Below are 14,568 nucleotides of genomic sequence, written 5' to 3'. Positions count from 1 at the left end.
AGAGACGTCAATGAATACCTGTAAAATTTGAAGCGTTTTCGTTGCATTGGTTAAGTTCAAAAATGAAACAGCGTATTAATAAAGATGAACCATTCCACAGTAACACTTCTTCTAGACAGTCTATTTTTGGGAATGCCCGGAAAAATCCACAAATCGTGGCGTATCTATTGTAAAAATAAGAAAGTATTCGAAAAAACGACTTATTTTATACTTGATAAGATGACTTCTCATATCGCACTGAACAACGAAATCAGCTCACAACCACAGGCACCTCCGCCAATATTGGACGGGCGCCTGAATTTGCTTTCGCGAGCCGATATCGACAGCGGCGCGAACCGCCGCGCAGTGATCGCCCTTCGCAAGCAAATTTCGAAATGGGACAGTTGCTTAAAGCGCATTCGCGCCACGGCCAGACGGCAAGGTCGCCATTTGCAGCGCGCATTCCGCGAATCTCTGGGATCGCGGACTTGTTCTCCGGACACAGACGTGAATCAGCAAGCTGCGCAGATACGCAACTCGCTATCGCAGGACTGCTATCGCAGGAGATAATTGATAGGATAAAAGTCTAGATGCGGGTAACGACGCACGCGACCGGGCTATACTTGGCCCTATACAGAAGCGCGCGCTCGCGAATGCCATCCAGCCATACGCCACGGCCAGCATAGCGATATCCCTCACCCATCGGGATCAGGCGAACAGGCATTGCACGGCGCGGGGTCAGGTACAGATGGCCGGTGACAATATCACCGGGAAAGGTCACACGGCCGGAGGTCAGCTTGTAGACCGCCCCATTCTGACAATCGACGGAGAAGGCAGCGCCTGGAAGCAGGCCTTCGGCATGCGAGACAGTTGCACCGGAAGCCATTCCGGCCGCCACCAACAAACCCAACAGCGTGTGCTTGAAGCGCATCTCAATCCCCTCGTCGACCTCACCCTGGCGCATTAAGAGCCCAAGATGCACGGAAGTACAAGATCGCGAAGCGCATAAAACGTCGATATCAGGCCGATTGTCGACGTTGTGTTGTCGAACTATCTCAGAGCGCCAGCGGCAAGGAAGAGCCACCCCCGAAGCCGTCCACCTCGGCCGCGGGCAACATGTCGGTCTCACTCTCATGATGCGGACGCGCGGCATAGGGCGCGGCGAACAGGCTGACGCCTTTGTGGTCGATGGCGAAAAGCGGCATGAAATGCGGCAGATCGCGCGTTTCCGACAGTCGGGAGTAGCGATTGTCGAGCACCAGCCAGCGGCCATCGACACGGACGGTCAGCACCGCATGGTCCTGGCGCACCGCCATGTCACGCACCAGCATCATCTTGATATCGGCCTCCGGCACACCCGTTGCGACGAGCATGGCGAATTTGGCGATCGCATAATCTTCGCAATCGCCGATGCCCGCAGATAGCGTCTCGAGCGGCGAACTCCACAGATCGGCGACGCCGTGCTGCTGATAGTCTCCGACATAGCGGATCGCATAGTTGACGTCGCGATTGACCGCCTCGACGCGTGTGCGCAGACCCAACTCGGCGGCGGAACGCGTGACGGCGACAAACTTGCGCGCGCCGGCGGCGCAGTTCTCGCTATCAGCCTTGCAATCCTCGATCGATTTCAAGTCGGCGCGCATACGCGCTTCCACACCGCGCCATTTCGTCCATAGCAGCCCTTCAGGCGCGCGGAACGTGAACAGGCCGAACGGCTCCTCGCTGGTGGCAGGCAGGATCGCGGCCGGAGACGGCGCATCGCTGATCACCTTGGCATCTGATCCCTGCGACGCGTGCAAGGATGCGAGTTCGATATTGCCGGGCTTTGCACGGTTCTCGCTGTCACGCTTGGCCAGCACCTGGTTGATCGTGAAGAACCGAACCGGCGGCGCGGTCATGCCCGCGATCACCGATTCCATCACGGGGCGCTCAAGCACCGTCTTCTTCGCGCGTGACTTGGCAAATGCTCCATCGCAAGCGCTGACGCTTACAGCACCGGCGAGCACGAACCCCAGCGCACGCGGGAATGCCCGCGTCTGATCGATACGCAACATGACTGACGCCCCGTTGTCCGGAGCATCGGCCGACGTCATTGCGCCGATCCCCGTCCGGATCTTGTGGCATCAGGGATAAATCGGGGGCTGCTTCGGGCCGGTTAAAACACGTCAACCTGGGCTTGTATGTCGTTGAACGCGCTCAATCGCCTACCAACGCATTCGCTCGAATTTTAGCGAAGCCTGCGTTTTAAGAGTTCGTTGACTCTGACGGGCTGGGAGCAAGGTAACATACGGAGCACCGGAGATGCTCCGTAGCGCTATCAGCGTTCGCGAAACGCCTCGTCACGCAGCATGCGCGCAGGCTTCACGAGATAATCCAGCACCGACTTCTTGCCGGTCAGGACTTCCACTGTCGCCACCATACCAGGAATGATCGGCAACGGCTGCTCGGCAGTCCCGAGATGGTTCTTTTCGGTGCGCACCATCACGCGGTAAAACGTCTCGCCGCGCTCATTCTTGTCGCCCTTCTCGTCGGTGATGGTATCGGCGCTGATACGTTCGACCCGGCCGTGCAGCGATCCATAGACCGAGGAGTCGTAGGCGCTGAGCTTCACCACCGCCTCATGGTCCGGGCGGATGAAGGCGATGTCTTGCGGACGAATGCGCCCCTCCACCAGCAGGGTATCCTCGAGCGGCACGATCTCCATCACGCTGGCGCCAGGTGCAACGACCGCACCAATGGTGGTGACGTTGAGTCTGTTAACGATGCCGTAGACCGGCGACCGCAGTTCGGTGCGCCGAACGCGATCCTGCGCGGACTTGATGTTCTCGTCGAGGACCGCGAGATCGCCGCGCGATTTCGCGAGATCATCTTCCGCCGCGGAACGAAATGCCGTGGTGATATTCAAAAGCCGCGACTGCGCTTCCTTCACGGCGGCCTCGGTCTTGACCATGGTCGCCTGTACCACTGCGAGCTGACCACGCATGTCGGTGGCCTGCCGGTCGGACCGCAGCATCTCGATCTCGGGAACGACCTTCTGCTCATAGAGCCGGCGCGTCAGCAAGGTTTCGCGGGTCAACAGCGTCAGCGTCTCGGAGAAGCGGGTTTCCGACGCACGGAGCTCGTCGATTTCCTTTTTCTTCTGCCATTCCTGCTGGGCAATCACGTCGATGTCCTGCGCAAGCTTGCGCATATGAGCGTCGAACACGCTGCGTTCGGTCTGAACCGCACGCGGTGCAAGCTTTGTGAGATCTTCCGGAAACTCGACGCTGGTCTTGCCGAAGGTCTCTGCTTCCAATCGGATCACGCGGGCAGCCATGGCACCGCGCCGTTCGCGGATTTCGCCAAACTGCGCCGCGAAGTTGGTATCTTCGATGCGCGCCAGCGGCTGATCTTTCCTGACGATGGCGCCTTCCTGAATCAGCAATTCGCTGATGATGCCGCCTTCGAGCGATTGCACCACCTGGGTCTGGCGCGACGGCACCACCTTGCCATTGCCGCGCTTCACTTCATCCAGCACGGCGAAGTGTGCCCACAGCAGGAACACGACGAGCAGACCGGTGACGGTCATCAACAACATCCGCGCCGTGCGCGGCGTGCGCATTTCCATGGCCGCACGAACGTCGTTTGAAAATGCGAAATCAGACTGCGACATTGACCGGCCTCCCCGCGGCTTGAGGAGCCTGCGGCTGCGGACGCAAGCGCGTCAGGATCTGATCGGCGGGACCGTCGGCGACGATCTTGCCGTTGTCGAACACGAGAATACGATCGACCAGCGACAGTAGCGACGGACGATGCGTCGAGACGATGATCGACATCTCACCCTTGGCGAGCGTCTTGAGGCGATCGAGGAATTCACCTTCACTGCGCACATCGAAATGCGCCGTGGGCTCGTCGAGAAACAACACGCGCGGCTTGCGGATCAGCACACGCGCAAGGCCAATCGCCTGTTTCTGGCCGCCCGACAGGCTACGGCCGCCTTCGGCAACCATCATATCGTAGCCTTGCGGATGACCGGCGATGAAGGTCTCGACGCCGGACAGCCTTGCAGCCGCGAGCACTTCCTCATCGGTCGCATCGGGACGGCCCAGCGTGATGTTGTCACGCAGCTTGCCGTAGAACAGATCGGTGTCCTGCAGCACGAAACCGATACCGGCGCGCAGGTCCGCGGGGTCGTATTGCCGGATATCGATGCCGTCTATCAGGATGCTGCCTTCGCTCGGCGGATAGAACGCCGTCGCCAGACGGCCGACCGTGGTCTTGCCTGAGCCGACCCGGCCGATAATACCGATCTTCTCGCCAGGTTTCACATGGAAAGAGATGCCGTCGAGCGCTTTGGCCGGGCTGTTCGGATAGGAAAAGCTGACATTGCGGAATTCGATGCTGCCCTTGGTGATCTCGCGGGCCACGAAGATCTTTTCCGGCGGTCGCTCGCGCTCCGTCGCCATCAGGCGATCGATCGACCGCAGGGCCGACATGGTCTGCGTCGCGCGTGTCATCACGGCCGCGATGCCGGCGATGGGACCGAGAATGCGGCCCGATAACATATTGGCCGCAACCAGCGCACCGACCGACAGCTTGCCGTCGAGAATGAGGAACACGCCGACCACAACCAGCAACAGACTGCAGAGCTGCGTCGCCACGCTCGCACTGGTCATCGCCAGTGACGACCAGAACTGCACGCCTTCGCTGGAACGTGCCGTCGCTGCGACGGAACGTTCCCACACTGTCTGCACCCGGCTTTCACCGGCGACAGCGCGAACGGTCTCGATGCCGTTCAGCGACTCGATGAGGATGCCGTGGCGCGCAGCCGACTCTGCCTGCAGGCGCTTCATCGCACGATCGAGCGGCCGCTGGATCAAGAGACCGACGAGGATCATCACAGGCAGCATCGCCAGCGGGATCCAAGCCAGCGGCCCGGCAATCACGAACAGCACTGCGATGAAGATGATCGCGAATATCATATCGGTCGCTGACACAACCGTGCCTGACGTGAAGAATTCGCGCACCGAGTCGAAGTCGCGCATCTGATTGGCGAGAATGCCGACCGAGGGCGGGCGCTTGTCCATCTTCAGCGCCATAACATGTTCGAAGATGTTCGACGCCAGCACCACGTCGATCTTCTTGCCGGTCATGTCGATGATGCGGCTGCGGACCACCTTGAGCAGGAAGTCGAAAGCGATCGCCAGCGACAGGCCGATACCAAGTGCGACCAGCGATGGGATCGCGCCATTCGGAATGACGCGATCATACACGCTCATGGTGAACAGCGGCGCGGCGAGCGCCAGCATGTTCACGATGAAAGCTGCAATGGCGACATGGCTGTAGTTGGAGCCGAACCGGCTGACGACGGACCAGAACCAGTGCGCCTTCGGCAAATCGCCGGCGGCGACAGCGCGCGGATCGCTGACGGACGCCGGACGGACGAAATAGACGAAGCCGGCATATTTCTCTTCGACGGCTTCGATGCGCTCCATGGCGATCGCACCGTCACCGACGGGGGCTGCCAGTGTCAGACGGCCACTCGCCAGATCGATGCCGCGCAGGATCCGCGTCGAACCATCGTGAAACAGAAGCACAGCAGGCAGGACCAGCGCAGGGATATCCTTAAGCGGCCGCTCATTCAGTTCGGCCTCGAGGCCCGCCCGTTGCGCCGCGCGCTCATACAGAGCCGTTGTCAGCACGCCGCGCTCGACCGGGAGACCGGCAAGCAGCGCACTGCGGCTGACAGCTCTGCCGTGATGCGCGGCGAGGTAAAGCAGACTGTCCGTTAACGGATCGGCATGCCGATGCTCGATCTCCGCTACGGGCACAGCCGGCAGGTCCATTGCAATATCGAACTGGGGTGAGCGAATGTTCAATGCAGCCTCGGAAATTCCAGGCGCCTTGTATGACCCGTGCGCGGATCTACTGGCCTTACAAAATATGACTTGCCAGCTTTACAGGCGATCCTTGCGGAGCGCCTGTACTATTTCGCGGTTCAGACGAATTGCTGAACTTACGGTAAACCCGACCGCGGATTATAAATCCGCTTGCTTAATTGGTTAACGGCGTCCTGCAGAAGCATCGGCCGACACGCCGCCCTGCCCGACCTGGCCCGATGTCACGAACAATGCGTTGGCGTTCGACAGATCTTGCGAGGCCCAGCGATCACCGAACAGCACGACTTTCGGTTCCAGCGCCGGTGCGAAAGGCGAATTCCAGGTCTGGAACGGAAGAACCGTATTGAGTGGTTCAGATCCCGGCTCCGGCGCCGTCAGCAGGATTGGCGGCAGGCGATACGGGATCAGACCGGATGCACGGCTCTCGATCGGCTCAGACTCCGGCGGCTTGCCGGTCTTCAGATAGGACAGCAACTGTCCCATGGCTGCCAGCAACTGATAGTCGGCGAACACGGTGACGCCGCGTGCAGACACCAGCGAGACGTTGGCGTTGAAGTACTGATTCTGCGAGTTTAGCAGATCGATCAGCGTGCGCTGACCGAGCTCGTATTCCTTGTTGTAGGCCACGAAAGTACGGCGAGCCGCTTCAACTTCACGCACCAGCGCTGCTGCACGTTCCGTCGTGATCGTCCGCGCAGCCCATGCCTTGTCGAGCGACTCCAGCGCATCGCGCTGCAGGCGTGCATGGCGCTGCTGCTGCTCGATCATGCGTTCGCCAGCTTCGGCGCGCTTCCACGCATCCTGACCGCCGCGGAAGATATCCCAGCTCACAACAACCTTGCCGCTAACTTCGTCGCGATTGCCCGGATAGGTGATCGAGTCCTTGCCGCGCAGCGCGCGGCCTTCCAGAGCGACGTTCGGAACGAATGCACCGGCGGTCGAGTCAAAAGCGCGCTTCGCCGCATCGACATCTGCGCCGGCGGCGCGGATCGTAGGATTGTACTTGAAGGCGACGTCAAGCGACTCGTTCTTGGTTGCCGGCATATCCGGCAAGCGACCGGGGAAACGCACATTGAACGGCTCAAGACCAACGGTCTTGCGATACTTGGCGCGCGCGAAATCGAGGCTGAGGCGGAAATCCGACAGCACGGCTTCTGCCGCAGCCACCCGCTCTTCCGCCTGCTGGGTATCGCCCTCACCGGCACGCCCGCCAGCGAAACGTGCACGGACATTGGCGCGCAGTTCGAGATGAACCTTGAGATTTTGTTCGGCCAACGCGACCAGACGCAAATAGCGCGTCACATCTACATAGGCTTCAGCCGCATCGAGCGCGATCAGTTCGGTCCGTTCAAGCACCCGGAACGCAGCAGCATCGACCCGCGCGGCCTGACGCCAGATGTCGTTAATCGACGCAAAGCCGTCGAACACCAGCTGGCGCACCGTTACCGACGCCTCGCTGCCATTGACATAGGAGCCATTGCCGGCCGGCGCGGGAACGATCGCCCGGTTCAACATCTCGGGACCGGTATTCGCCTGCAGCCTGATCTGAGGCAGCAAAGTACCTTGGCTCTGGCGAAGTTCGGCTTCGGTGGCGCGGCGATTGGCAGACGCCTCGCCGACACCTGGGTTCGTCTTTACCGCCTGATTGATGGCGTCAAGAATGAAAAATGGTTCGGCTGCATGAGCGAACTTGCCGCTCGATCCCAGCAATACAACTACAAGGAAAATCTTTGCGATCTGCTTCATGGATTGAGCGCTAACAAGAAACGGAACTTGCCGCAATCCGAAAGCCACATTTTGGATCGAAAACTGACTCATTGTTGCAAGAATGCATTACCTCGTCCGGAGGCGGCACGGCCCGATTATCCGTCACGGCACTGTCATTTTCGATCCTGATTTCAGGTATTTATCAATTCCTAACAACAGGTTAACACGATTTCGTGAGGGGCAGAACCACCTCCAGGACGATGAATGCGCGCTGGGCGGGCCAGAGCGCGCCCAATTGTGGCAATCATCGCTATTTCGTAAAATGGAAAAAGATACGACATGAAGGGATCGTGGTAGCCCCTCACCGGCACCAATTCAGGCTAATGCACGCTGTGGGTGCATCGATTCGGGTGAGCTACGCCCGGCGGAGGCTAGTTCCGCTTGTAGTCATCCTCGATGCGAACGATGTCGTCCTCGCCAAGATAGCTACCTGTCTGCACTTCGATCAGCTCGAGCGGAATCTTGCCCGGGTTTTCCAGACGATGCGTGGCACCGAGCGGGATGTAGATCGACTCGTTCTCGTGGACGGTCTTGATCAGATCGTTGATCGTCACCTTCGCGCTGCCACGCACCACGATCCAGTGCTCGGAGCGATGGTGGTGCATCTGGAGTGACAGCCGCTCGCCGGCTTTCACCACGAGGCGCTTGACCTGATAGCGCTCGCCATCCTCAAGAGCCTGCACAGATCCCCATGGGCGATGCACCTTGAGATGATCCTCGGTGACCTGCGGCGCCGTGACCTTCAGCTTCGCCACAAGCCGTTTCAAGCCGTTGGCATCCTTCTGGCGGGAGACCAGCACGGCGTCGTGCGTCGCCACCACCACGAGATCGTCGACGCCCTCCAGCGCCACCACCGGACCATCGCTGGCCACGTTGCAGTTGCGCGAGTCCTCGAACACCGCCACGCCCTGCGCGGCATTGCCCTGCGCATCCTTGTCGGACAGCTCCCACACTGCGAGCCACGAGCCGACATCCGACCAGCCGCAGGACACCGGCACCACGGCCGCCTTCCTCGTCTTCTCCATCACGGCATAGTCGACAGAGATCGATTTTGCCTTCCCAAAAGCGTCCGCATCGAGCGTAAAGAAGCCGAGATCGCGGCCGGCCTTCGCCACAGCGCTGGTGATGGTCTCGACACTATCGCTGTCGACGCGGCGATATTCATCGAGCAGCATCCCCGCCCGAAACATGAAGTTGCCGCTGTTCCAGAGATAACCGGCCTCTATATAACCGGTTGCCGTCTGCAGATCCGGCTTCTCGACGAATTTGGCGACACTCTTCACCTCGCCGGAAAGCACCTGGCCGGGTGAAATATAGCCGTACTCGGTGGCCGGACGCTCCGGCTGAACGCCGAACGTCACAATGTGGCCGGCATCGGCAACCACCAGCCCAGCCCGGCACGCCGCCACGAAAGCCGGCACGTCGCGCACCACGTGATCGGCCGCAAGCGCAAGCACGACGGCTTCCTCGTCCCGAGCCTGTGCAAAAGCAGCACCGGCGGCAATGGCCGGGCCTGAATCGCGCCGCGCCGGCTCGAGCAAGATGTCTGCATCGAGCCCGATCTCGGCGAGCTGTTCGCGCACCATGAACCGATAGGCGGCACTGGTGATGACAATGGGACGATCGAACAGGCCAGCATCAGATACGCGAATCACGGTGTCCTGAAAGGTCGAGCGCGGCCCGAATAATGGCAGAAATTGCTTCGGGCGCCCCTCACGCGACGACGGCCACAGGCGCGTCCCGGCACCGCCACACATGATCAGGGGAATAATGCGCTTGCTCATCAGTCGCTCTCAACCCTTCGCGTTCAGATTGCCGTAGTGGCTGCGATACCACGTCACGAATTGCCGAATCCCTTCCTCGATCGAGGTATCCGGCTTGAAGCCGACGTCACGCATCAGATCGTCCACATCGGCAAAAGTCTCAGGCACGTCGCCCGGCTGCATCGGCAACATCGTCTTGATGGCTTCCAGCCCGAGTTCTTTCTCAAGAACCGAGACCACATGCAAAAGGTCCTCTGGCTTGTGGTTACCGACGTTGTAGATTCGCGCTGGCGCCTCGTCTTCGCTACCCGTCGGCACATGATCAATCAGCCGCCCGATAGCACCGACAACGTCGTCGACATAGGTAAAGTCGCGGCGCATGTTGCCGTGATTGAAAAGCTTGATCGGCTGCTTGTCGAGAATGGCCTTGGTAAACAGGAAGATCGCCATATCCGGCCGACCCCAGGGACCATAGACGGTGAAGAAACGCAGCCCGGTGGTCGGCAGGCGATAGAGATGGCTGTAGGAATGCGCCATCAACTCGTTGGCCTTCTTCGTCGCAGCATAAAGGCTGATCGGATTGTCTACCCTGTCGCTGACGGAAAACGGTTTCTTCTTGTTGGCGCCATAGACCGACGATGACGACGCATAAAGCAGATGTTCACAGCCATTGTGCCGGCATCCTTCGAGGATATTGAGAAAACCCTCGAGATTGGCATCGGCATAGGCGTGCGGCTGATCGATCGAATAGCGCACACCCGCCTGCGCAGCGAGATGAACAACGACCGGGAATTTGTATTCGCCAAACAACGCTGCGATCGCGGGACGATCTGCCAGATTCGCCCTCACAAAGGTAAAGCGAGGCTGGCCCTCCAGCAGCTTCAGCCGCGCCTCCTTCAGCGCCGGATCGTAATAGCTGTTGACGCTATCGAGGCCAATGATCGTTCGGCCTTCGGCCAGCAGCTGCCGCGTCACATGGAAACCGATGAAGCCCGCAGCACCGGTGACAAGGATGGGTTGTTCAGACATCGTGTCCCCAGACATTCGCCAGAAATCGCCACGTTGCACGACGATCCGTGTCGCATTCCATTAGCCATCCAGGCAATGATGTTGCAACACTTCGGCATCGCAGCATCCGATTGCGTCAGAAGCGCGGCCTTCGCCGCCAGCTATGCCGTGAAAACAGGATAAGAAGAGCCGCCGTGCATAACTCCGAACTATTTGTCTCATTGCGACCCAAATCTTCCCCGCAACGCATGTCTTTCCTGCGATCAATGTCATCCTGATGTCGTCATTTGAACTGATTACAACCTTCGTCGCTCTGGTTGTAGCCGCGGTTCTGTCCGCGGTTTGCATCAAGGCCATTCATCCGCTGCTTATCCGCTATGCAATGGCGCGACCGAATGCCCGATCGTCCCATAAGGTGCCGACACCGCAAGGCGCCGGCATCGCGGTGATATCAGTCACTCTGCTGGTTGCCGGGCTCTCCATTGCAGTTCTTCCCGTCTCAGCGACACCGGCACTGTGGGTACTGTTCGCTGCAACGATCCTGATCGCGACCATCGGCGCAATTGATGATCTGCGTCCGATTTCCGTGACGCCGCGACTGCTGCTGCAAGCCGTCAGTATTGCCGCGATCCTGTTTGCCCTGCCCCCGACACTGCAGATCACACCGGACCTGCCTCTCTGGATCGAACGCTGCTTGCTGCTGCTGGCCGCACTCTGGTTCGTCAATCTCGTGAATTTCATGGATGGGCTCGACTGGATCACAGTGGCCGAGGTGATTCCCATCACCGCAGCGCTGGTGCTGATCGGCTTCTCCGGGCAACTGCCGTTATCGACGGCGCTCATTGCCGCTGCGCTTTGCGGCGCCACACTCGGCTTCGCGCCGTTCAATCGGCCCGTTGCGAAGATGTTTCTGGGCGACGTCGGCAGCCTCCCCATCGGGCTGTTGCTGGCCTGGTGCTTCCTGCAACTGGCCTATGCGCACCATCTGGCTGCCGCCATCCTGCTGCCGCTGTATTACCTTGCCGACGCGACCATCACCCTGCTCCGGCGGCTGGCAAAACGCGAGCCGGTGTGGCTGGCGCATCGCTCGCACTTCTATCAGCGCGCGACGGACAATGGCTTCGCCGTGATCGAGGTTGTGCGAACGGCGTTCGTGCTCAATATCTGCCTGGCGGCACTGGCCGGGTTGTCGATCTATCTCCGCTCAGGCGTCGCCGACGCAGTTCTGCTTGTATTTGGCAGCGTCGCCGTCGCCGCGGTATTGCGCTCCTTCTCGACGCCGCGCCGCTGACGCAGACTCACTGTGCCGCCGCCCGATATTCCGGCACCGTATCCTTCAGCATCGCCACAGCGATCTCGTGTTGATCCGCCTCAATGGCCTTCCGCAAGATCGCAAGCCAGCTGTTCAGCGTCTCCAGCGGCAGGTCGTTCGGGCGGGCGGCGACCATGCCGGCGATACCGATCTCGCTGGTTGGCTCCTGATCGGCGAACAATATCTCGTTGAGCCGGGCTGAAGGCCGGACAGCCGGATCATGCGGTCGGCGAGATCGACGATCTTCACCGGTTGCCCTATGCTGAGCACCTAGACCGATGCATCGGCATTCTATGAGGGCTTTGCTACCACGATGCCGCCGACAGCAATGGCCAAGGCATTCGTCGCGATTATTGCTTCTTCCATTTCAATCTTCCAGTGCGCCAATCGTGGCCAAAGCTGTCGCCGGCCAAGCACAACGCGGAAGGTCGATATTTCCAGCAACTTGCCGGCAATAGGTGTGGAAGCGTGCTCGAAAATGATTAGCCGAACGTCATGTAATCAGTGCAACTACAGGATAGGACTGCTGTCGCGCGCCTGGGCGGCAATGACATCTAAGATAGCGCCAGCAAAAAGCGGATCGACGAGCTTAAAATTTACAGTTAATTCAAGGAAGTAAGAAATACCGACCGGACTTCGCAGGTCTTTCATGATAAAGATAGCGCGCTTACAAGTTACTACAATCAAAGAGGACGTTTTTTAATGATGACGAAGACCGCGCTGATCACCGGCGTTACCGGCCAGGACGGCGCCTATCTCGCTGAATTGCTGCTCACCAAGGGTTATGCGGTCCACGGCATTAAGCGCCGAACCTCGCTTTTCAACACCGACCGTATCGATCATCTGTATCGTGATCCGCATGACGACAATTCTACTTTCAAGCTACATTATGGCGATCTGACCGACTCCTCGAGCCTGATCCGCATCGTGGAGCAGGTCCAGCCGGATGAAATCTACAATCTTGCCGCCCAGAGCCATGTGGCGGTGTCGTTTGAGGAACCGGAATACACGGCTAACTCCGACGCTCTCGGCGCACTTCGAATCCTTGAGGCCATGCGCATCACCAAATTGGATCAGAAGGCGCGCTTTTATCAGGCATCGACTTCAGAACTCTATGGTCTGGTCCAGGAAGTCCCGCAGAAGGAAACTACGCCCTTCTATCCACGTTCGCCCTATGCAGTGGCGAAACTCTATGCCTACTGGATCACGGTGAACTACCGCGAGGCTTATGGTATGTATGCCTGCAACGGCATCCTTTTCAATCACGAGTCACCGGTCCGTGGAGAGACCTTCGTCACGCGTAAGATCACGCGCGCCGTGGCGCGCATCAAGCTCGGCCTGCAGGAACGTCTCTATCTCGGCAATCTCGATGCGTTGCGTGACTGGGGTCATGCCCGCGACTACGTCGAAATGCAATGGCTGATGCTACAGCAGGAGCAACCGGAGGATTTCGTGATTGCGACCGGCGAGCAGCATTCGGTGCGCGAATTCGTCAATCTTTCCGCAGCGGAAATCGGCATCAAGATCCGCTGGGAGGGCAAGGGTATCGACGAAAAGGGCTATGATGCAACGTCGGGCAAGTGCATCGTGGCCGTCGACCCGCGTTACTTTCGTCCAGCCGAGGTCGACACGTTGCTTGGCGATCCCTCCAAGGCCAAGAACAAGCTCGGCTGGGTGCCGAAGACCTCGTTTCAGTCGCTGGTTACGGAAATGATGCAGGAAGACCTGCGCTCGGCCGAGCGCGACGAGCTAATCAAGCGCCACGGCTTTCGCTACTTCGAACGCTTCGAATGATAGACGGCCGAAGCGCGGTCTCGTGACGCACTTCGGCCGATTTGGACCCCTGCTACGCTCGGCCTGTATTATTCGGCAGCATCGCTGGTGACGTGAAGATGGCGTCCTCCGCCATCCAAGAAGTCATGCAGGGCCTTCGGTAGCCCTTCCTGCAATGACGTCTTAGGCTTCCATCCAAGCGACAGAAGCCGCGAGCAATCGAGCAGCTTGCGCGGCGTACCGTCCGGCTTACTGGTGTCGAATTCGAGCTTGCCCAGATAGCCAACGGCCTCCGCGACCATCGCGGCGAACTGACCGATCGAGACTTCGTCGCCGGTGCCGACATTGATTGGCTCCCGCTCGGAATAGTGCTTGAGCAGAAACACGCAGGCATCGGCCATATCGTCAACATAAAGGAACTCACGCAGCGGCGTCCCCGTTCCCCATACCGCTACCGACGGTGCATCCGCCAGCTTGGCCTCATGGAAACGGCGCAGCAGCGCTGCCGGAACATGGCTGTGCTCCGGATGATAGTTGTCACCAGGGCCGTATAAATTGGTCGGCATCGCCGAGATGTAATCGCGACCAAACTGCTGTCGATAGGCCTGGCACATCTTCAGACCGGCAATCTTGGCAATCGCGTACCATTCATTGGTCGGCTCCAGCGCGCCGGACAGCAATGAGTCCTCGTTGATGGGCTGTTTGGCGAATTTCGGATAAATGCAGGATGAGCCGAGGAACAACAGACGGTCGACGCCGACAGCGTGGCTGGACTGGATGACATTGAGCTGGATACGCATGTTCTCGCAGAGAAAATCAACAGGCAGCGCATTGTTGGCACCGATGCCACCCACCTTTGCCGCAGCAAGCACGACAGTATCTGGCCGGTGTCGTTCAAGCCATCTCCGGGTCTGTTCTTCGTTGAGAAGGTCGGTGTCCTTGCGTTCGGCAGTCAGGATCTCGCAATCTTCCGTCGCCAAGCGGCGCACGATCGCCGATCCCACCATGCCACGATGCCCCGCGACAAAGACCTTCTTCCCAGTCAGATCATAGTTAAACGGACACACAAGTCAGGTTCCCTAAATCA

General features: G+C 59.3%; 11 protein-coding genes. 2 read left to right on the top strand and 9 right to left on the bottom strand.

Features of this window, described 5'->3' with window-relative positions; all coding sequences use genetic code 11:
- Positions 1–565: 565 nt before the first annotated feature.
- From AB7813_RS00135 to AB7813_RS00105, 7 genes are all read right to left on the bottom strand, one after another.
- Positions 566–910, bottom strand: a complete 345-nt coding sequence (locus AB7813_RS00135; RefSeq protein ID WP_441227842.1) for a hypothetical protein — start codon at positions 908–910, stop codon at positions 566–568.
- Positions 911–1,034: 124 nt separating this feature from the next.
- Positions 1,035–2,072, bottom strand: a complete 1,038-nt coding sequence (locus AB7813_RS00130) for a transglutaminase-like cysteine peptidase (protein ID WP_441227841.1) — start codon at positions 2,070–2,072, stop codon at positions 1,035–1,037.
- Between the two features lie 224 nt (positions 2,073–2,296).
- Positions 2,297–3,631, bottom strand: coding sequence for an HlyD family type I secretion periplasmic adaptor subunit (locus tag AB7813_RS00125; RefSeq protein ID WP_441227840.1), 1,335 nt, complete (start codon positions 3,629–3,631; stop codon positions 2,297–2,299).
- The gene (locus AB7813_RS00120) at positions 3,618–5,804 is read right to left on the bottom strand and encodes a type I secretion system permease/ATPase (RefSeq protein ID WP_441227839.1); all 2,187 of its coding nucleotides are present in this window, start codon (positions 5,802–5,804) and stop codon (positions 3,618–3,620) included. The genes AB7813_RS00125 and AB7813_RS00120 overlap by 14 nt, the downstream gene beginning before the upstream one ends.
- Before the next feature lie 216 nt (positions 5,805–6,020).
- On the bottom strand, positions 6,021–7,604 hold the full coding sequence (locus AB7813_RS00115) for a TolC family outer membrane protein (RefSeq protein ID WP_441227838.1): 1,584 nt from the start codon (positions 7,602–7,604) through the stop codon (positions 6,021–6,023).
- A 392-nt stretch (positions 7,605–7,996) separates the two neighbouring features.
- Positions 7,997–9,409 (bottom strand): mannose-1-phosphate guanylyltransferase/mannose-6-phosphate isomerase, encoded by a 1,413-nt coding sequence (locus tag AB7813_RS00110; RefSeq protein ID WP_441227837.1) that lies wholly within the window; start codon positions 9,407–9,409, stop codon positions 7,997–7,999.
- A 9-nt stretch (positions 9,410–9,418) separates the two neighbouring features.
- Positions 9,419–10,417 carry an NAD-dependent epimerase gene (locus AB7813_RS00105; protein ID WP_441227836.1) on the bottom strand — a complete coding sequence of 333 codons (999 nt, stop codon included), beginning with the start codon at positions 10,415–10,417 and terminating at the stop codon, positions 9,419–9,421.
- A gap of 256 nt (positions 10,418–10,673) precedes the next feature.
- Between AB7813_RS00105 and AB7813_RS00100 the strand changes: the two genes are divergently transcribed.
- Positions 10,674–11,687, top strand: coding sequence for an MraY family glycosyltransferase (locus AB7813_RS00100; protein WP_441227835.1), 1,014 nt, complete (start codon positions 10,674–10,676; stop codon positions 11,685–11,687).
- A gap of 7 nt (positions 11,688–11,694) precedes the next feature.
- Here AB7813_RS00100 and AB7813_RS00095 read toward each other — a convergent pair whose 3' ends face one another.
- Positions 11,695–11,889 (bottom strand): hypothetical protein, encoded by a 195-nt coding sequence (locus tag AB7813_RS00095; RefSeq protein WP_441227834.1) that lies wholly within the window; start codon positions 11,887–11,889, stop codon positions 11,695–11,697.
- Positions 11,890–12,410: 521 nt separating this feature from the next.
- Here AB7813_RS00095 and gmd point away from each other — a divergent pair.
- The gene (gene gmd, locus AB7813_RS00090; protein WP_441227833.1) at positions 12,411–13,502 is read left to right on the top strand and encodes a GDP-mannose 4,6-dehydratase; all 1,092 of its coding nucleotides are present in this window, start codon (positions 12,411–12,413) and stop codon (positions 13,500–13,502) included.
- Between the two features lie 68 nt (positions 13,503–13,570).
- On the opposite strand, the gene AB7813_RS00085 is transcribed toward gmd, so the two are convergent.
- Positions 13,571–14,548: a GDP-L-fucose synthase family protein gene (locus AB7813_RS00085; protein ID WP_441227832.1), complete on the bottom strand. Its 978-nt coding sequence runs from the start codon at positions 14,546–14,548 to the stop codon at positions 13,571–13,573.
- Positions 14,549–14,568 lie beyond the last annotated feature (20 nt).

This window comes from Tardiphaga sp. 20_F10_N6_6, from assembly GCF_052076045.1.
Lineage (GTDB): Bacteria > Pseudomonadota > Alphaproteobacteria > Rhizobiales > Xanthobacteraceae > Tardiphaga > Tardiphaga robiniae.
Note: the sequence above shows the minus strand (reverse complement) of the source record. Positions and strands in the feature narration are given on the sequence as shown.

Coding starts and splice junctions, on each gene's coding strand:
- AB7813_RS00135 (WP_441227842.1), bottom strand. CDS start 910: ATGCGCTTCAAGCACACGCTGTTGGGTTTGTTGGTGGCGGCCGGAATG.
- AB7813_RS00130 (WP_441227841.1), bottom strand. CDS start 2,072: ATGACGTCGGCCGATGCTCCGGACAACGGGGCGTCAGTCATGTTGCGT.
- AB7813_RS00125 (WP_441227840.1), bottom strand. CDS start 3,631: ATGTCGCAGTCTGATTTCGCATTTTCAAACGACGTTCGTGCGGCCATG.
- AB7813_RS00120 (WP_441227839.1), bottom strand. CDS start 5,804: ATGGACCTGCCGGCTGTGCCCGTAGCGGAGATCGAGCATCGGCATGCC.
- AB7813_RS00115 (WP_441227838.1), bottom strand. CDS start 7,604: ATGAAGCAGATCGCAAAGATTTTCCTTGTAGTTGTATTGCTGGGATCG.
- AB7813_RS00110 (WP_441227837.1), bottom strand. CDS start 9,409: ATGAGCAAGCGCATTATTCCCCTGATCATGTGTGGCGGTGCCGGGACG.
- AB7813_RS00105 (WP_441227836.1), bottom strand. CDS start 10,417: ATGTCTGAACAACCCATCCTTGTCACCGGTGCTGCGGGCTTCATCGGT.
- AB7813_RS00100 (WP_441227835.1), top strand. CDS start 10,674: ATGTCGTCATTTGAACTGATTACAACCTTCGTCGCTCTGGTTGTAGCC.
- gmd (WP_441227833.1), top strand. CDS start 12,411: ATGATGACGAAGACCGCGCTGATCACCGGCGTTACCGGCCAGGACGGC.